The following is an 18,220-nucleotide window of genomic DNA, read 5'->3' as shown; positions in this document are numbered from 1 at the left end:
GTTGACGACTACAGCATCTTTTAGAATGGATGCGACGGATGCCACCCACTTATTTTCATTCCTGGGGGTGACAAGGCCTCTGTCTTGTCATGCCTGTTTTTCGCCTATATTTGGTCCACGCACCTTCGCGCCAGCCAATGTGTTCGGTTTTTCGCCTATATTTGGTCCACGCGCCTCCGCCCTAACCAATGTGTTCGGTTTTTCGCCTATATATGGTCCACGCGCCTCCGCCCTAACCAATGTGTTCGGTTTTTCGCATACATCGCAGGCTCCTCATTTACTTGTGCGGCCCGGAACTTTCAAGAAACGGATATTACATCATTGCATACACAAAAAAAAGCCCCCTATAAAGGAGGCCGGAAAGTAGTTGGAGTTATAACCAATGCTCCTCTTACGGGGAGCAGCTAACTGCGGAATGCAGTAAACCAGAGTAGAACGAATTAATTCACGCGGGATTGCACCAGTGCGGCAACTTCCTCGGCCGTGCCGAGTTGCAGGGCCTGGGCAGCCATTTCCTTCATGTCGGCCGCGGACAGCTTGGAGATCTGGCTGCGTGCTGGCAGGATGGAGGTAGCGCTCATGCTGAATTCATCAAGGCCAAGACCCAGCAGCAGAGGAATAGCTGTAGAGTCACCGGCCATTTCACCGCACATGCCGGTCCATTTGCCTTCGGCGTGTGCAGCGTCGATAACGATTTTGACCAGACGCAGAATCGCCGGGTTGTATGGCTGATACAGGTAGGATACCCGTTCATTCATACGGTCCGCAGCCATTGTATATTGAATAAGGTCGTTGGTGCCGATACTGAAGAAATCCACTTCTTTGGCGAACTGGTCCGCCAGCACAGCAGTCGAAGGAATCTCAACCATGATACCGAGCTGAATGTTGTCTGATACTTCCTTGCCTTCTTCACGCAGCTTGGCTTTCTCTTCCAGCAGCAGATCACGGGCTGCACGGAATTCACCAAGGGTAGCGATCATCGGGAACATAACGCGCAGGTCGCCGTGGGCACTTGCTCTGAGCAAGGCACGCAGCTGGGTGCGGAAGATATCCTGACGGTCCAGACAGAGACGGATGGCACGGAAGCCGAGGAACGGATTCATTTCCTTCGGCAGATCCAGATAAGGCAGCTCCTTGTCTCCGCCGATATCCAGCGTACGCACCACTACCGGCTTGCCTTGCATATTCTCAAGCACGGTCTTGTAGGCGTTATACTGGATCTCTTCGGAAGGCAGCTTGTCGCGGCCCATGTACAGGAACTCTGTACGGTACAAGCCTACGCCTTCGCCGCCGTTCTCAATCACACCAGTGACATCATTCGGAGTACCGATATTGGCAGCCAGCTCTACAAGCTTGCCGTCAGCGGATACGGTTGGCTTATCACGGAGCTTCTTCCACTCAGCAATCTGCAGATCATACGCTGCCTGCTTCGCAGTGTACTCAGCAACTTCGGCTTCCGAAGGGTTGATCAGCACATCGCCATTCAGACCATCAACGATGATCAGATCGCCGGATTTGACCAGGGACAAGACATTCTTGGTCCCTACAACTGCCGGAATCTCCAGGGAACGGGCCATAATGGCCGAGTGGGAAGTCCGGCCGCCGATGTTGGTCGTGAAGCCTTTGACGAAATTGCGGTTAAGCTGTGCAGTATCCGAAGGGGTCAGATCCATCGCAATGACGATAACCTCTTCACTGATTTCTGCCGGGCTCACATAGTGAATGCCAAGCAGGTGGTTCAGCACACGTTTGGTGACGTCACGCATATCGGCTGCACGTTCCTGCAGGTAGGCGCTTTTCATGTTTTGGAACATTTCCACAAATTGATTAGCTACTTCATTCAGTGCGTAGTCCGCATTTACCGATTCGTCACGGATTTTGTCCATTACAGGGGTAATGAGCTCAGGATCATCAAGAATCAGCAGATGGGATTCGAAAATCTCCGCCTTCTTCTCGCCAAGCTCAGCCAATGTACGCTCTTTGATGGTCTGAAGTTCGCCTCTGGATTTGTCCAGGGCGTCCTTCAGCTTCGCAAGCTCAGCGTCCACATCAGCTATCGCTGTTTTGGTAATGGTATAGTCCGGATGTTCCAGGATAAAGGCACGGGCTACTGCAATACCTGCGGAAGCCGCGATTCCTGAAATCTTATTCATGGACTTCTCCCAGCCCTTCTTTAACCATAACCTCCTGCAGCGCGCTCAGTGCTTCCGCTTCTTCACTGCCTTCAGTAATCAGGGTCAGGGTATCTCCTGCTTCAAGGCCCAGGGACAGAACGCCCAGGATAGATTTAAGAGTAACTTTTTTGCCTTTAGCTTCTGCAAAAGCCTCGGTGCTTTTGAATTTTGTAGCTGTATTTACCAGCGCTGTCGCCGGGCGTGCGTGAATTCCGTCTTCGTCAATAATTCTGAAAGTTGTTTGCATAATATAATCCAACTCGCTTTCTGTTAATTTTGGGATGGTGAATTATAGTGAAGGCTTGCGCTCCCCTTCATTATAATAGAAGCGCTTCGCCATTGCACATTTTACTGAATGGTGATGATATCCTTGTCGCCGATGACGACTCTGCCCGGCTTCTTCAAGGTAACAGAGGAGCCTTCCGGCAGGTTGGAGAAGATGACCGGAGAAATGACAGAAGGTGCATTCGCCTTCACATACTCCATATCCACTTCCATAATCGGCTGTCCGGCAGCTACCAGATCGCCTTCCTCCACCAGAATCGTGAAGCCCTGGCCCTTAAGCTTAACTGTGTTGACCCCGATATGCACAAGGACTTCCTTGCCGCCGTCCGACATGATGCCAATGGCGTGCTTACTCGGGAACACGTTGAATACCTTGCCGTATACCGGTGAAGCAATCTTGCCGTCTTCCGACAGGAAGGCGAAGCCGTCACCGGTCATTTTCTGCGAGAAGACCGCATCGGGAACCTCTGTAATATCCATCAGCTGGCCGTTTACCGGGGATACGATATCCTCAGGTATAATAGCCTGGCCCTGCTCGCCAGCCTGCTGTTCCAGCTCCGGCTTCGGAGCTGCAGGGGCTGCGGCCGGTGTTCTGCCGTTCATGACATCCTGAATCTGTGACTTGATCGTGTCCGAACGTGTGCCGAAGATCGCTTGTACGTTGTTACCCACTTCAAGAACACCAGAAGCACCCAGCTTCTTCAGACGGTTCTTGTCTACGCCCGCTTTGTCCTTCACCTCGACGCGCAGACGCGTGATACAGGCATCCAGATGGGTGATGTTCTCTTTGCCGCCCAAGGCGGACAGGATGTTGCGCGGCAGATCGTCGCCCGTCTTGGACACACTCTCTAAGCTTACCTCATCCTCATCCTCGGAAGCATCCTCACGGCCCGGAGTCTTCAGGTTGAACTTACGGATGACGAAGCGGAACCCGAAGTAATAAATCACGGCCAGTACCAGACCTACCGGGATAACCAGCCACCAGGCGGTACGGTTCGGAATGACGCCGAACAGCACATAGTCGATGAAGCCGCCGGAGAAGGTCATGCCGATTTTGACGCCCAGGATGTGCATGGTCATGAAGGACAGTCCTGCAAAGACCGCATGGACTGCGAACAGCAGCGGTGCCACGAACAGGAAGGAGAATTCCAGCGGCTCGGTGATCCCCGTCAGGAACGAGGTCAGCGCTGCGGAGACCATCAAGCTTCCGACAATCCGTCTGTTCTCAGGCTTCGACTCATGGTAGATCGCAAGAGCCGCTGCCGGAAGACCGAACATCATGAACGGATATTTACCGGTTGTAAATGTACCCGCTGTGAACTCCGCACCGTCACGAAGCTGCTGCATGAAAATCCGCTGGTCCCCCCGGACCAGATCGCCCGCCTTGTCAATATAACTTCCGAATTCATACCAGAATGGTGAATAGAAGATATGGTGCAGGCCGAACGGAATCAGGGAGCGCTCGATGACCCCGAAGATAAAGGCCGACAGCGTCAGGTTGGTATTAATCATACTCTGAGACACATAGTTCAGACCGTGCTGAATCGGCGGCCACACAATCGTGAGCGCAAGACCGAGGATCAGGGAGGTCACCGCCGTCATAATCGGTACGAAACGTTTACCCGCGAAGAAGCCCAGATAAGACGGCAATTCTATGCGGAAGAACCTTTTGTACATGGATGCGGCTAGTATCCCGACCAGGATACCACCGAACACCCCAGTCTGCAATGTGGGAATCCCCAGCACGCTGGAATACGAGAAATCCTTCCAGGTCAGCACGTAAGCATTGACACCCACTACCGTACCCATGGTTACGTTCATCACCAGGAAGCCGATAATCGCCGCAAGCCCGGCTACGCCTTCTCCTCCGGCTAGCCCGATGGCTACGCCGACTGCAAAGAGCAGGGAGAGGTTATCAAATACGATTTGCCCGGAGTTCATAAGTACGGTGGCTATCGCCTGAACAGTATGATTCTCCAGTGCAGGCACATATTGCAGGAAGTCCGGGTTAACCAGCATGTTCCCGATTCCTAGCAGCAGGCCCGCCGCAGGCAGAATGGCTACTGGCAGCATAAGCGCCTTACCGACTCTCTGCAGAACGCCAAATAATTTTTTGAACATTCATGTCACTTCCTAATCCTTAATTTCTGTCAACAGAAGCCAAAAAAGGCATGAGCAATACAGTACGCAGATTGCCCGGCTAACGCTAACGTTAGGGTACCCCGAGAGGGGGCTGGACAACCATAATACTGTAAATCACTCATGCCTGATCGTATCAGTTACACGTTTGTATTCTGCTTCTGTTTCATAACAGGGATCATTGTAGCACCATTGATTTGAAGTTGCAAGCCCCAAAATCGCCTAAAGCCGGTCTACTCCTCCATCCCTGTCTCATCTTCCTTCTTCTGGGCAATACGCTGCAGATGAATCGTTAGATAGCTAACCTCGGCCGGATATACCGGAATGCGCACACGCTGCTCGATTACCTTCGTCAGCTTCCAGGCAAGCATGTACATCTCAGGGTACTCCCGCTTCATTAGTCCATCCAGGGACGAGGTCTCGCGCACAGTCTCTCCCCGGCGCAGACGTTCCAGAACGAACCGCAAATGGGTCACCAGCCTTGAATAATCCAGCGAATCCCGCGGAATACGATATTCCAGATTATCCTCGACCAGCCCCACCAGATCGCCGATAAGCTCGGAATGCTGCTTCACCTCGGAGATATGGCGGTTGCTAAGCGCACTGACAATATGCAGAGCCACAAAGCCAATCTCATCCGGCGGCAGCGCAACTTCCATCGCCTCATTGATCCGCTCCACCGCATATTCCGCCAGACTATATTCCTCCGGGTAAATCTCCCGGGTCTCATACAGAAACGGATTATGAATAGCCATATGCTGCTCGCTTCTACGGATCGCAAAGGAGATATGGTCGGTAAGGGCAATATGGATATGCTCATTCAGCGTCTGGCGGCTGCTCTGCATAATATGCAGTACAATCTCCTGGACCACCTCAATCAGCTTCTCATCTACCTGCGGCACGAGCTGCTTGTATTGCTCCTGCTCCTCCTGGCTGCGCAGGATGAACATCTTCTCTACAGAGGACAGATTGATCCGGTCCCGCGTTTTACGGTTGAAGCCGATCCCCTTGCCGATGACCACAACCTCAGCATACTGGGGATGCTCGGCAATGATCACGTTATTATTAAGCACCTTGGCCACGGTAATGCTGCTCACTTGCGACACCTCTTTTACTTCTGAATCCCGATCAATTCCGGCAGCACTATCATAACATCAAGAATCTCAAATTAGAAGTGTGCCACATACGGCCCGCAAGCTCAGTTCATTTCACCCGAAACGTCCGGCCTGAGAACCTGTACACCATGATCAGGGCAGCCAGCATATACACCACAGCAGAGAGCACTACGATCATGGCAAACATTCCAAGCTCACTCTTGAACTGCATGGCGATGAATCCTATCCCCAGTACCACACTGTTCACAATGGTAAAGAACGGATTCTTCACATTCAGCTCCGTACTGTAGGGCTGGAAGATATAGTACATGAACAAATGATGCACCGAGAAGAACAGGGACAGCGCCACAATCGTCACGCAAAAGAGTACGGCATCCCCCGCTCCCCAGCTCTCCGCTGACAGCAGCAGCAGCAGATTCACCCCCAGGCAGATCGCGGCAGCCGGGATCAGATTGAGCACGCTGATACGCAGCAGCCGGATGCGGAAGTTGCTCAGAATCGCCGATTGTTCACGGTAGAATCCATAGCGCAGCAGGCTGAGATCACAGTTATAGAACATCGCCTTGCAGAGGCGTTCGCCAATGGACGTATAGTTCATAATGATCAGGAAGGTCGGCAACGCGGTAATCAGATAGTGAGTCAGCTTGGTAAAAGCAGCTTGTGACAACAGCATCGTCAGCAAAGCAGCGGCAAAGAGCGAGCCAATAATGACCAGCCTGCGCTCTATCGGACTGGTGATCAGACGCCGGTGGCGTGAGAAGAAGATCGCATTCAGGTATGCGTACCCGCTTTTCCCCTCGAACTTGCCTTGATTCTGTTCCGCCGAGTAGTGCTGATCCTGGGTAGCCACATCCTTCACCCGTGCTTCTTTCATCATCCGGCCCATGTCGAGCAGCGGATCATCGATTTTGGTGACGGCATCGACGGCATTCTTGTAGCCTTTATAACGAGCGATATAAACCGCACTTAAGCCTCCCAGCATAAGCACGCCAAGCACCACAGGCAGATTGAACAGCATCCCGCTCTCTACTACCGCAAATCCGGGAAGCAGTGGCAGGTAGGCCAGCAGATAGCCAGCGCCGATGGCGGTCCAGACCCAGCCTGTTTTTTTGACAATAACAATGCCGTAGCGGTCAAACACACACAGATGCAGCGCCTCGCAAGCCGTACGCCAGAACGTCAGCAGCAGCGTCAGAACCGCCCCATGCCACAGCGGAGCCCCGAGAAAACTCCCGAAGACCAGCATCGCCGGAATAAACGTAACCAGGAAGCTGATCCCGCGCAAAGTCAGTGTGGTCCGCATATACCGCTCTGCCGGCAGTCTCATCAGCTTCACGAATATGTATTTATCCCGCTTCGGCTCCAGAATAACCGCGCTGGAAATCCCGGACGTGAGGAAGCTTATACATAGCAGCATCTGCAAATAGAGCTGGTATTGCACAGGCAGGGTTAATGATAAATCTTGTCCTATCAGCTTCACCGGAAGAAAGATCATAATACCCAGATAAGTGAACTTCGTCACAAAGGCCATAAGAAGCTTCAAGATATGCACGATAACAGATAAGGACCGCTTCAGCGTGGTTTCCGAGTAGACCGAGGCCGGGATCTGCTTACCCAGTACGGGAAGCTTACGGATATAGAACATCAGCCGGTTGGCGCCGGACATCCCCCGCACTTCCAGTATCGCCTTCAGTGTCCTAATCATGATCCTCATCCTTCAGCAGGGCAATAATCTGCTCTTCGAATTCCGGACTGTGCAGGGTCTCCGCCGGAATCTGGCGCAGCGTACCGTTATTCAGAATAACCAGCTCATCGCACAGATCGGCCGCCAACTGCAGAATATGAGTGGAGAAAATAATGATATGATCCTGCTTCATCTCCCGCAGCAGCTTCTTGATCTCCAGCGCCACTACCACATCGAACGAGGTTAACGGCTCATCGAGCAGGATCAGCGGCGGCCGGGAAATGATAAAGCACAGCATCTGAATTTTGTTCTTCATCCCGTGGGAATAGCCTTTGATCAGACGATGCCTGTCCGCCTCTTCGAAACGGATGATATCGAAATATTCCTCAATGGTCCGGTCCGCTTGTATCTTCCCCTTATTGATGTCCATATAGAACTTCACAAACTCATAACCGGTCAGGAAGTCAGGCAGAATCGGCAAGGAGAAGACATAGCCGATCTCCTCCTCAAGCAGTGGAAGACTCACCTCATCTCTCCGCAGAAAAGCCCCGCCGCTATCCATTTGGATCTCCCCGCTCAGGCAGTTGAACAACGAGGTTTTTCCCGCGCCGTTGCGGCCGAGCAATCCGTATATCTTGCCCTGCTCAAAGGTAAAGTCAATCCCCTTCAGCACCTCCCTGCCGTCAAAGCTCTTGCGTATATTATCCAGTATAAGCTCCATGTCTCTGCCTCCGTTTCAGCGCGTATGATAAGAAATCTCTGTTGCGCGGATCATTATTAAAAAGGTATGGCTGGCGGGTACTGCTGCCTGCCATACCTTGGTGGCTTGCTGTTAACCTTCAGGGTGTTCCGAAGGTTCCGCCGGAGTGAGCGGAGTGACTGGTGCAGCCGGGGCCGGTCTTGAGACCACAGAGGTTAGGGGTGCTGCAGTGTGTCTGACAACATCCTTCTGTGCAGATTTGCCTGAAGTCAATCCTTTGATCAGGGACTCGACGTCAATGCCGGACACGCTCTTCAGCATCTCAGGGGCTGTCGCCATCAGTTGGGTAACATAATTGCTGACCCGGGCGGCACCTTCACCGTTACCGGTATCTACAACGGTAAGCTTATCGATGGATGCCAGCGGCTCGGCAATCCGTCCCGCCAGTTCCGGCAGCATTTTGACAATAATATCGAGAATAGCGGCTTCGCCGAATTTCTCGAAGGCTTCCGCCAGCTTCTCCTTGGCTTCCGCTTCGGCAAGACCACGCAGACGGATAACCTCCGACTCTGCTTTACCTTTAGCCAGCTCTGCATCCGCAATCGCCTGACCTTCCAGACGCTTCTGCTCGGAGGTTGCCTTGGCCTGTGTCTCAATGCTGTACTGCAAGGCATCGGCTTCACGCATCCGCTTGGCCTTGTCGGCTTCCGCCGCCTGCTCTACCGCATAACGGTCTGCTTCCGCTTTCTTCTTCACTTCAGCATCATACTGCTTCTCGCGCACCTGGATTTCCTTGGCCTGGAGATCGATTTCACGTTCCTTGCGGACCAGCTCAACCTTCATCTGCTCTTCCACTACGCTCTGCTTGGCACGTGCCTCTTGGATATGGTAAGCCTGGTCAGCTTCCGCTTTGGCCGTGTCCTGATCGCGTTTGAACGCCGCAACCTTCAATTGGTTCTCCTTCGACGCTTCGGCAATGTTGGTGTCGCGGAGCAGCTCCGCCTTCTGCCCCTGCTCTTCGGCATTGGCCTTCTTAATCCGCGCATCACGCATAGCCTCAGCTTCGGCAATCTCCGCATCACGCTTCACTGCCGCAATCCGCGGCTTACCGAGCGCTTCCAGGTATCCATGCTTGTCACGCACATCCTTGATGGTGAACGAGACAATCTGGAGTCCCATCTTCTTGAGGTCACGGGCGGCAACACCCTGAACCTCCTGGGCGAAACGGTCGCGGTTACGGTAGACCTCTTCTACGGTCATCGTACCGAGGATCGCCCGCAGATGTCCTTCCAGCACTTCCTGCGCTTCACTCTTCAGGGATTCAATCGGCTTGCCCATGAACTGCTCGGCGGCCGTTGCCACATCTTCCGTAGAGCTGCCTACCTTGATGATCGCCACCCCATCAGCGATAACCGGTACGCCTTGCTCCGTGTAGACCTCCGGGGTCGTCACATCGAGCTTATGGGAGAGCAGGGACATGAACTCCGCCTTCTGGAAGACGGGCAGAATGAATGCACCGCCGCCGCGGACGATTTTGATTTTGCGGCCGGAGCCATCATCCGATATATGATTATTGCCCAGGAAGGAACCGGTGACGATCATGCCTTCATCCGGGCCAACCGTCTTGTAACGTGCCCAGAAGGCGAGTCCGAGGACAAGCAGTACAGCGATTACTATCGCAGGTATAAATAGGGATTCAGGAATATTTTCTAGATTCATCATTAATCCACTCCTTTTCTCTCTTCGAATTCAGACACAAGTGCTACGCCCTCACGTACCTCAACTACTACCACCTTGATCCCGGCCGGCAGTGCATGCTGCTCGAAGCTGGCCGCCGTATGCAGGCTGTTACCTGCACCGAACTTCACCATAATCTCACCGTAGCCTACGCCAGGGACCGGGACGGTAACCTCACCGATTCTCCCCGGCAGTTCACTCATCGAGAAGCCGTTCGACATTTCGCTGTTCCTCATTGGCTTCACTACCACCAAATGCATCAATACGCCCATGAATGCCGCAACCAGCAGGGACAAGGCAAGAATCACTCCATCTTCCAGTCCGCTGTAGCGGTTAAGCAGCATGCCTGCTCCACCGAATACAGTTATCCCTCCTGCCAATAAGGTAGGATTCAGGAAATCAAAAGATACGATGTCAAAAATCCCGTCCAGAGCGCTCCCAATCAGGTCGCCTACCACTACACTGACTACAGCAAAAAGAATACCCAGCGCCAAACAGCCCAAATACAGCGTTTGCATGTTAGTCTCCTCCCGTCATTACTTCCGGACTGTCATACTAGTATAAACGCAACTGTCATGTCCTTGGTTTCACAAAGTTGGGTATTGCTCTCATTAATGTATGCTAGGAGCGGGAAAATTAACAGACAAAAGAAGCCGCCCCCGTAGATGGGAAGCGGCTTTACATTGATGGCTAACTTACAAAGCCAGCTTATAAATCTCAACTACGTCCTGACGCTCCAGCTTGCGGAAGTTGCCGAACGGGCCGAAGCGAAGCGCCTTGTCGGCCATGCTGCCGATTTCACTGTCGTCGATATCGTAATCGCCGAGCGTCTTCGGAGCGCCGATGGAATCCCAGAAGCTGCGGAGCGCTTCAATACCTTCGAGGCCGGTCTGTTCATCGGTTTTGCCAGAAGGGTCAATGCCGAACACGTTCACAGCCAGCTGGCGGAAGCGGGCAGGATTCGTGCTGAGGTTATATCTCATCCACTGCGGGAAGAGAATCGCCAGGCCGCCGCCGTGGGGAATATCATACACAGCGGATACGGCATGCTCAATGTTGTGCGTAGCCCAGTCACCGGCAAAGCCCATGCTGACCATTCCGTTCAGCGCCATCGTACCGCAGTACATAATGGTCTCCCGTAGCTCGTAGTTGTTCAGATCCTCAATCAGCTTAGGTGCTGTCTCAATGACCGTACGAAGCAGAGTCTCCAAGAATCCGTCCTGTAACGGCGTATTGCTGTCTGTGTGGAAATAATGCTCCAGCGTATGGGACATGATGTCCACCATACCGTACACCGTCTGGTCGCGCGGCAGGGAGAAGGTGTTCTCCGGGTCAAGGATCGAGAAAGCCGGATAGGCATGGATGCTGCCCCAGCCCATTTTCTCCTTAGTCACTTCGTTGGTAATAACCGAGCCGTTGTTCATTTCAGAGCCGGTAGCTGCCATCGTCAGCACGGTTCCAAGCGGAAGCGCACCTTGAGGTGCGGCCTTGCGTTCTACGAAGTCCCACATATCCCCTTCATATTTCGCTCCAACGGCCACTGCCTTCGCACAATCCAGCACGCTGCCGCCGCCAACGGCAAGAATCAGGTCAATGTGATGCTCACGGCACAACGCTACACCCTTATGTACCGTTGAGAGACGCGGATTCGGCTCCACTCCGGCAAGCTCGGTAATTACGGCACCAATGCCAGCCAGCTCGGCAATAACGTTGTCATACAGGCCGCTGCGCTTGATACTTCCACCGCCGTACATCAGCAGTACGTTCTTACCGTATTTCGGCACCTCGGTACGGAGTGCCTGCAATGTTCCCTGTCCGAAAATAAGCTTGGTAGGGTTATAAAATTCAAACTTGCGCATATGGGTAAACCTCCATGAGTATGTGAATGTGAAGCACCTGTCTATTATAGTCCTCCAGCTTGGCGCATTCAAATCGCTCAGCTCTCTATTTTGGATTAGAATCAACGTGAGCACTTGGGTGGACGCTCCGCAAACAGAACGTTGTTCCAATCGCTGTTGTGTCCAGAAGGCGAACGCTTCGCTTTTCCGCGGGTCATTCTGCCCGCTGCGCTGTTCAAGCGAAAATTGACCCGTCCTTCCTTAAAAAGCAACAAAAAAAATCGCTCATTTGGTGAAATGGAGGGACCACCCAGCCATTCCCAAAGGAGCGATTTCTTTGTACATTCAGTCTATCCAGACTCAGTTAAAGCCGCTGCTGTTCAGGAACCGGCGGAAGGCCGCCTGTCCTTCCGGCGTGCGTTTGTAGACTCCGGCATGCTCCAGAATGTGAGTGAACTTCGTACCCACCTCATTCTGGATGGTCTTTACCGCTTCTTCGCGGTTCAGGGAGGTGCCGAAGCGGCTTACCAGCTCGGTAATCCAGGAAGCGTGAAGCGCCAGCGGATGCTCCTGGCCCCCGCTCTGGACAGCTCCGAGAAGCGCGGTGTCGCCCGCCAGTAAGCCAGCGATGGCGTCAAGCTCTTCCTTGAGCCGTCCCGGCAGAATCGCCAGGCCCATCACCTCAATCAGGCCGATGTTCTCCTTCTTGATATGGTGCATCTCCCGGTGCGGGTGGAAAATCCCTTCGGGATATTCTTCGCTGGTCCGGTTGTTGCGCAACACCAGATCCATCTCGTAGCCGCCGTCTTCTGCCCGGCGCACGATAGGGGTAACCGTGTTATGCGGCACGCTCTCGCCGTTCTCTTCACTGAACGCCAGCACTTCGGCGGCCGGATCGCTATACGTCTTCCAGGACTCGTAGATATGGTTGCCTGCCTCCAGCAGCACCGCCGGATCTTCGGCATGCATCCGCAGCACGGACATCGGCCATTTCACAGTGCTTAAGCTGACACCGGGATATGAGGCATGTGTGAAGGTATCCTCTTTGGGTGCCTTCTGGATCGGGAACGTATGCCGTCCGCCCTGGAAGTGGTCATGCGTCAGAATAGAGCCGCCGACAATCGGCAGATCGGCATTCGAGCCGATGAAATAATGCGGGAAGGCTTCCACGAAGCTAAGCAGACGCTTCAGCGTATCCTTCGTCAGCTTCATCGGCATATGATCGTGGTGGAACACAATGCAATGCTCGTTATAGTAGACATAAGGCGAGTACTGGAAGAACCATTTCTCGTTGTTCATCGAGAGCGGGATCACACGCAGGTTCTGACGCGGCGGGTGATTGACCCGGCCGGCATAGCCAACATTCTCACGGCAGAGCTGGCACTTCGGATAGACCGGAGGCGGAAGCAGCCGGGCCATGGCGATTTCCTTGGGACTTTTCTCCGGCTTGGAGAGATTGATCGTCATCTCAATATCCCCGTACGGCGACTCCTGAAGCCAATATACATTCTTCGCTACCCGGTCCATACGGATATAATTGGAATCAATGCTCAGCTTATAAAAGCGGTCCGTTGCCGCCTGAATACCCTGCTCCGCCTGGATCGCGGCGAACTCCGCATTCACCTCAGACGGGCGGGCCATCAACAGGCCCATGATCTTCGCATCCAGCAGATCGCGGTACGTATCCGTATTCTCAGGGATCAGCCCGAGACTGAACCCGTAATCAATCAGCTGGTCCAGGGGGGCCTGCGGGCTGTCCAGCGGACCTTCAGTGAACTCACCCGGATACGGCTCGCTGAAGCCGAACTGGTCCAGGAGTTCATTGCGGCTGTAATCCACATCTGCGGGCTGGATCAGTCCCGTATGTCCGGCAAACAGAACCAGCTGTTCAATCGCATACAGCGCCTTCTCAGCGGCCGCAGCCGTACTATTATCGTTCTGCATTTCATTTCTCCTTCTATGGTGCCTTATGCGGCGCTTTGCATTCTGTCTATTTCACCTTCGGGCAATAATCAGACCTGCTGCTTACTCCCCGTACCCTTGCGGATTAGCAGAGTGCCAGCTCCAGGCACTCTGAATAATGCCTTCCAGGTCAGCATGCTGCGGGTCCCAACCCAGCACCTGACGGGCTTTGGCGGAGGAAGCGACCAGCACTGCCGGGTCTCCGGCACGGCGCTCCTGAACCACAACCGGGATCTCCAGGCCGGTAACCTTCTTCGCCGTCTCAATAACTTGCTTCACGGAGAAGCCGAGGCCGTTGCCAAGGTTGAAAATATTGCTCGCACTGCCGCTGCGCAGATAGGTTACTGCACGGACATGCGCATCTGCCAGATCGCTGACATGGATGTAGTCGCGTACGCAGGTTCCGTCCTCTGTCGGATAGTCTTCCCCGAACACTGCGATATTCTCGCGCTGCTTCAACGCAGCCTGGAGCACCAGCGGAATCAAGTGGCTCTCGGGACGGTGGTCTTCGCCGATCTTGCCGCTGGCATGAGCGCCTGCTGCATTGAAGTAGCGCAGCGCCACATATTTGATGCCGAGCACTTTGTCGAACCAGGCCATCATACGTTCCATGGTCAGCTTGGTCTCGCCATAGACATTCGCAGGCTCGGTGCGGTCGGTCTCTTCGATAGGCACCTTTTCCGGTTCGCCATAGGTGGCGGCTGTGGAGGAGAAGACGATTTTATCCACACCTGCATGCTGCATGGCTTCGAGAAGACACTGCGTACCATAGACATTGTTGTCATAATATTTAACCGGGTCCTTCATGCTCTCGCCCACCAGGGAGCTGGCTGCGAAGTGTATCACCGCTTCGATCTCATTCTCGGCGAACAGCTTCGCCAGCAGTGCCTTGTCGCGCAGGTCGCCCTCGTACAGCTTGCCGCCCAGCAGCGCCTCCCGGTGCCCTGTCAGCAGATTGTCAATTACCACAACCTCTTCCCCGCGGTCCAGCAGCTCTGCTACTGTGTGTGAACCGATGTATCCTGCGCCGCCCGTTACCAGAATCGCCATCTTATTTCACTCCTTTCAATTCTTCCACGCCGTTGCCGATGCCGCATACATAGAATTCGCCGGTCAGGCCGGTTCTGTTCTTGTAAGCTTCTCCAACTTCCGTTATGAACCGCTGCACATCATCCTCGTGTACCAGAGAAACCGTACATCCGCCGAATCCGGCGCCGGTCATCCGCGAGCCCAGTGTGCCCGGAATGCGCTGCGCTTCTTCCACCATCACATCCAGCTCCTCGCAGCTGACTTCATAGAGGTCGCGGAGGGAGACATGGGAGTCATTCATGTACAGGCCGAACTGCTTCAGATCATTGTTCTTCAGCACCTCCACCGAGTCAAGCACACGCTGATTCTCCTCCACCACATGGCGGGCCCGGCGTCTGACGGTTTCGTCCGTAATTCTATCCTGCAGAAGCTCGAACTGCTCAGGCTTCACCTCAGCCAGATAGGACAGAGATGGAAGCTCCTGCTTCAGAATAGCGAGTGCTTCTTCACATTGGCTGCGGCGCTCATTATACTTCGAGTCCACCAGACCGCGCTTCTTGTTCGTGTTGCCGATGACCAGCTTATAGCTGCCCGTCACGAAAGGTACGAGGCTGTATTCCAGCGTATCGCACATGAGCAGGATAGCCTGGTCACGCTTGCCGTTGGCTACAGCGAACTGGTCCATGATCCCGGAGTTCACACCGACATACTGGTTCTCCGCGCGCTGGGACAACAGAGCGATCTCCACCGTATCTGTGTCACCGCCAAGCAGCGTGAGGAAGGCGAAGCCGGTCACTACCTCAATCGAAGCGGAAGAGGACAAGCCCGAGCCATTAGGAATCTCACCATGGAACAAAAGATCGTAGCCCCCGGATACCGGGTGACCCTTCTTAGCCAGCTCCACCATTACGCCGACCGGATAGTCCACCCATTCGCCGGTCTTGGCTGCGCCGATATCGCTGAAGTCAATGGAAGCTTCATAAGGGAAATTCGTGGATGCGAATTGAACCTTGCCGTCTGTACGCGGGCGCACGATCAGGGTGGTTCCGAAGTCCAGGGCTGCCGGGAAAACATAACCTCCGTTGTAATCCAGATGCTCTCCGATCAGATTCACGCGGCCCGGTGCGTAGAATACCCGCGCGGTTTCCCCGCTCTCCCCGTACTTCTTGATAAATGTACTGTTAAGTTCCTGTATGCTCATTATTGACACTCCATCCTTTCGCTGCTTGTGCTGGGACTGTGGATTATAGCTTGCGTCCTTCATGCTTACATTATAATAAAATCAGACTTGCCCTGATAATGCAATCATGTGTGCAATATATGGACAAATGTGACTTTCGTCTCTGAAGAGACTATACTCGGTAAGAGGAAAAGTGAACTGGCGCTCCCTATACAATTAGCTATGGAAGCGTTCTGCTCAGGAAAGGCGGCTTGCAGTGCAACATACCTATTCAGTAGGATCAAATCCTGTATATTACGATAAGCAGCTGCTGCATGTACTCTTTGCGGGAGAGAGTCAGACCCTTCCGCTGCATCAGGCGGGTCCCAAGATCTACGATTACTATCTGCTCCATTATATTGAATACGGCTCCGGGATCTTCCGGACCGAGCAGCACACATATGAGCTGGGGGCAGGAGACTGCTTCCTGATCCACCCTGGCCAGCTGGTCAGCTACATCTCGGATCAGCAGGAGCCCTGGCGTTACCGCTGGGCTGCCTTCAACGGCGGCGATGCCGGGCAGCTTGCGCAGCAGGCGGGCTTCACTCCGCTCGCCCCGGTACTGTCTACCACAGGCGGCAGTGTAATTCCCGGAGCGCTTGCCGGGATGATGTCCGCCTTCTATGCCAATAAAGAGAGCGCCGCTCTTACCTCTCTCGGTTATCTGTACCTTATCGCTGGGGAGGCAGCGGAGCTGCTGGTCTCCTCCACCCGGCTGCCGGGTGCGGAATCACAGATCAAGCGGACGGTGAAGCAGATGATTCATTACATGGCTTCCCAGTATGCCCATCCGGTCTCGATTGAACAGATGTGCGGCAGTCTGGGCTATAACCGCGCTTATCTCTCCCGTATCTTCAAGCAGGAGACGGGGCTCTCCCCGGTCACTTACCTGCTGAAGCTGCGGGTGGAGAAATCCCGCCAGCTGCTGCGTGAACGGCCCGAGCTGTCCGTGGAGCAGGTAGCGGCGTCGGTCGGACTGACCGATGCCCTGTATTTCTCCCGGCAGTTCAAGCGCTTCTACCGCCAGTCCCCCACTGCTTACCGCCAGGCCACTGTGAACCCTGGAGAGAAATAGCCCTATCGCCTAGAGCAACAGCCCGTCTCCTGAACAGGAAGCGGGCTGCTTACGTTGTTATTTATGGCTGAACGCCTTAGGCTTCACTCCTCTGTCTTAAGGATCGTTTCGATCCGGTCCAGCTCCTCCTGCGTGAAGTCACTATGGGACAGGGCGGCGATATTCTCCTCGATCTGGCTGACCCGGCTGGCGCCGATCAGCGCCGAGGTGATCCGGCCGCCGCGCAGCGTCCAGAGCAGGGCGAACTGGGCCAGACTCTGGCCGCGCGCTACCGCCATCTGGTTCAGCGCGTGGATTCTGCGCAGCACCTCCGGCGTAATCCGGCTCTCATTCAGCGCAGCCGAAGGTCCGGCTGCCCGGGAATCTCCAGGGATGCCGTTCAGATATTTATTCGTCAGCAGCCCCTGCGCCAGCGGAGTGAAGGCAATACTGCCCACCCCATGCTCCTCCAGCACATCCTGAAGCCCGCCTTCAATCCAGCGGTCCAGCATGGAATACCTCGGCTGATGAATCAGCAGCGGGGTGCCTAGCTCCTTCAGAATCGCAATAGCCTGCCGGGTCTGCTCCGCCGAGTAGTTGGACAAGCCGATGTACAGTGCCTTGCCTGAGCGCACAGCATGATCCAGCGCCCCCATCGTTTCTTCCATAGGTGTGTCCGGGTCCGGGCGGTGGGAGTAGAAGATATCCACATAGTCCAGCCCCAGCCGCTTCAGACTCTGGTCCAGACTGGACAGGATATATTTACGTGAACCCCAGTCCCCGTAAGGGCCGGGCCACATCGTATATCCCGCCTTGGTCGAAATCACCAGCTCGTCACGGTACGGGGCGAGATCCCGGGCCAGCACCTTGCCGAACAGCTCTTCCGCCGATCCGGCCGGAGGCCCGTAGTTATTCGCCAGGTCAAAGTGGGTAATCCCGAGATCAAAGGCGCGGGTAATCATCTCACGGCCGTTCTCATAAGCATCTATGCCGCCAAAATTATGCCACAGGCCGAGTGAAATAGCCGGAAGCTTGAGGCCGGACCTGCCGGTGCGGTTGTAACGCATTTCTTCATACCGTTCATCACTAGCCACATATACCATGTTATATCCCTGCCTCTCGTATCTCTTTTGTGAATACCCTTCTTTTAAACTCACGGCTTCATAAGTAATCTTGTTCTGCAAAAAAAACTACGGTTGACTAATTTGCTAACATAATTTGTTTTCAATCTGTTTAAGGTAGGCCAATGGGTCTCGACGAAAACGTCGGCGTTTCGTAGTTTCG

Annotated in this window: 14 protein-coding genes; 1 reads left to right on the top strand and 13 read right to left on the bottom strand. The window is 54.1% G+C overall.

Features of this window, described 5'->3' with window-relative positions; translation table 11 throughout:
• Positions 1 to 440: 440 nt before the first annotated feature.
• The 12 genes from ptsP to ACFSX3_RS01280 form a co-directional block, all read right to left on the bottom strand.
• Positions 441 to 2,153, bottom strand: a complete 1,713-nt coding sequence (ptsP, locus tag ACFSX3_RS01335) for a phosphoenolpyruvate--protein phosphotransferase (protein WP_209994835.1) — start codon at positions 2,151 to 2,153, stop codon at positions 441 to 443.
• Positions 2,146 to 2,421, bottom strand: a complete 276-nt coding sequence (locus tag ACFSX3_RS01330) for an HPr family phosphocarrier protein (protein ID WP_209994834.1) — start codon at positions 2,419 to 2,421, stop codon at positions 2,146 to 2,148. Before ACFSX3_RS01330 ends, ptsP begins: the two co-directional genes overlap by 8 nt.
• A 101-nt stretch (positions 2,422 to 2,522) precedes the next feature.
• Positions 2,523 to 4,580 carry a glucose-specific PTS transporter subunit IIBC gene (gene ptsG / locus ACFSX3_RS01325; RefSeq protein WP_209994833.1) on the bottom strand — a complete coding sequence of 686 codons (2,058 nt, stop codon included), beginning with the start codon at positions 4,578 to 4,580 and terminating at the stop codon, positions 2,523 to 2,525.
• 251 nt (positions 4,581 to 4,831) lie between these two features.
• Positions 4,832 to 5,695 carry a glucose PTS transporter transcription antiterminator GlcT gene (gene glcT, locus ACFSX3_RS01320; RefSeq protein WP_209994832.1) on the bottom strand — a complete coding sequence of 288 codons (864 nt, stop codon included), beginning with the start codon at positions 5,693 to 5,695 and terminating at the stop codon, positions 4,832 to 4,834.
• Between the two features lie 106 nt (positions 5,696 to 5,801).
• The gene (locus ACFSX3_RS01315; RefSeq protein ID WP_209994831.1) at positions 5,802 to 7,418 is read right to left on the bottom strand and encodes a hypothetical protein; all 1,617 of its coding nucleotides are present in this window, start codon (positions 7,416 to 7,418) and stop codon (positions 5,802 to 5,804) included.
• The gene (locus ACFSX3_RS01310; protein WP_209994830.1) at positions 7,411 to 8,118 is read right to left on the bottom strand and encodes an ABC transporter ATP-binding protein; all 708 of its coding nucleotides are present in this window, start codon (positions 8,116 to 8,118) and stop codon (positions 7,411 to 7,413) included. The genes ACFSX3_RS01315 and ACFSX3_RS01310 overlap by 8 nt, the downstream gene beginning before the upstream one ends.
• A 111-nt stretch (positions 8,119 to 8,229) precedes the next feature.
• On the bottom strand, positions 8,230 to 9,816 hold the full coding sequence (locus ACFSX3_RS01305; protein WP_379258884.1) for a flotillin family protein: 1,587 nt from the start codon (positions 9,814 to 9,816) through the stop codon (positions 8,230 to 8,232).
• Between the two features lie 2 nt (positions 9,817 to 9,818).
• The gene (locus ACFSX3_RS01300) at positions 9,819 to 10,352 is read right to left on the bottom strand and encodes a protease (protein ID WP_076158759.1); all 534 of its coding nucleotides are present in this window, start codon (positions 10,350 to 10,352) and stop codon (positions 9,819 to 9,821) included.
• Between the two features lie 177 nt (positions 10,353 to 10,529).
• Positions 10,530 to 11,693, bottom strand: coding sequence for an iron-containing alcohol dehydrogenase (locus ACFSX3_RS01295; protein WP_209994828.1), 1,164 nt, complete (start codon positions 11,691 to 11,693; stop codon positions 10,530 to 10,532).
• Positions 11,694 to 12,032: 339 nt separating this feature from the next.
• Positions 12,033 to 13,616: a UDP-glucose--hexose-1-phosphate uridylyltransferase gene (locus ACFSX3_RS01290; protein WP_209994827.1), complete on the bottom strand. Its 1,584-nt coding sequence runs from the start codon at positions 13,614 to 13,616 to the stop codon at positions 12,033 to 12,035.
• Between the two features lie 81 nt (positions 13,617 to 13,697).
• Positions 13,698 to 14,684: a UDP-glucose 4-epimerase GalE gene (galE, locus tag ACFSX3_RS01285; protein ID WP_209994826.1), complete on the bottom strand. Its 987-nt coding sequence runs from the start codon at positions 14,682 to 14,684 to the stop codon at positions 13,698 to 13,700.
• 1 nt (position 14,685) lies between these two features.
• Positions 14,686 to 15,864, bottom strand: a complete 1,179-nt coding sequence (locus ACFSX3_RS01280; RefSeq protein WP_209994825.1) for a galactokinase — start codon at positions 15,862 to 15,864, stop codon at positions 14,686 to 14,688.
• A gap of 235 nt (positions 15,865 to 16,099) precedes the next feature.
• Here ACFSX3_RS01280 and ACFSX3_RS01275 point away from each other — a divergent pair, with 235 nt between their 5' ends.
• Entirely contained in the window at positions 16,100 to 16,957 is an 858-nt protein-coding gene (locus ACFSX3_RS01275) for an AraC family transcriptional regulator (protein ID WP_209994824.1), read from the top strand.
• Between the two features lie 83 nt (positions 16,958 to 17,040).
• Here the strand turns inward: ACFSX3_RS01275 and mgrA are convergent, their stop codons facing one another.
• Complete coding sequence (gene mgrA, locus ACFSX3_RS01270) at positions 17,041 to 18,039, bottom strand: L-glyceraldehyde 3-phosphate reductase (protein ID WP_209994823.1); 999 nt, start codon at positions 18,037 to 18,039, stop codon at positions 17,041 to 17,043.
• Between the last annotated feature and the right edge of the window lie 181 nt (positions 18,040 to 18,220).

Source organism: Paenibacillus rhizoplanae, assembly GCF_042684125.1.
Taxonomy (GTDB): domain Bacteria; phylum Bacillota; class Bacilli; order Paenibacillales; family Paenibacillaceae; genus Paenibacillus_AQ; species Paenibacillus_AQ rhizoplanae.
Note: the sequence above shows the minus strand (reverse complement) of the source record. Positions and strands in the feature narration are given on the sequence as shown.

Bases quoted from the DNA above. Each gene is read 5' to 3' on its own strand.
- ACFSX3_RS01315 (WP_209994831.1), bottom strand. From the start codon at position 7,418: ATGATTAGGACACTGAAGGCGATACTGGAAGTGCGGGGGATGTCCGGC.
- mgrA (WP_209994823.1), bottom strand. From the start codon at position 18,039: ATGGTATATGTGGCTAGTGATGAACGGTATGAAGAAATGCGTTACAAC.
- ACFSX3_RS01300 (WP_076158759.1), bottom strand. From the start codon at position 10,352: ATGCAAACGCTGTATTTGGGCTGTTTGGCGCTGGGTATTCTTTTTGCT.
- ACFSX3_RS01330 (WP_209994834.1), bottom strand. From the start codon at position 2,421: ATGCAAACAACTTTCAGAATTATTGACGAAGACGGAATTCACGCACGC.
- ptsG (WP_209994833.1), bottom strand. From the start codon at position 4,580: ATGTTCAAAAAATTATTTGGCGTTCTGCAGAGAGTCGGTAAGGCGCTT.
- ACFSX3_RS01295 (WP_209994828.1), bottom strand. From the start codon at position 11,693: ATGCGCAAGTTTGAATTTTATAACCCTACCAAGCTTATTTTCGGACAG.
- ACFSX3_RS01310 (WP_209994830.1), bottom strand. From the start codon at position 8,118: ATGGAGCTTATACTGGATAATATACGCAAGAGCTTTGACGGCAGGGAG.
- ACFSX3_RS01280 (WP_209994825.1), bottom strand. From the start codon at position 15,864: ATGAGCATACAGGAACTTAACAGTACATTTATCAAGAAGTACGGGGAG.
- ACFSX3_RS01290 (WP_209994827.1), bottom strand. From the start codon at position 13,616: ATGCAGAACGATAATAGTACGGCTGCGGCCGCTGAGAAGGCGCTGTAT.
- galE (WP_209994826.1), bottom strand. From the start codon at position 14,684: ATGGCGATTCTGGTAACGGGCGGCGCAGGATACATCGGTTCACACACA.
- ptsP (WP_209994835.1), bottom strand. From the start codon at position 2,153: ATGAATAAGATTTCAGGAATCGCGGCTTCCGCAGGTATTGCAGTAGCC.
- ACFSX3_RS01305 (WP_379258884.1), bottom strand. From the start codon at position 9,816: ATGAATCTAGAAAATATTCCTGAATCCCTATTTATACCTGCGATAGTA.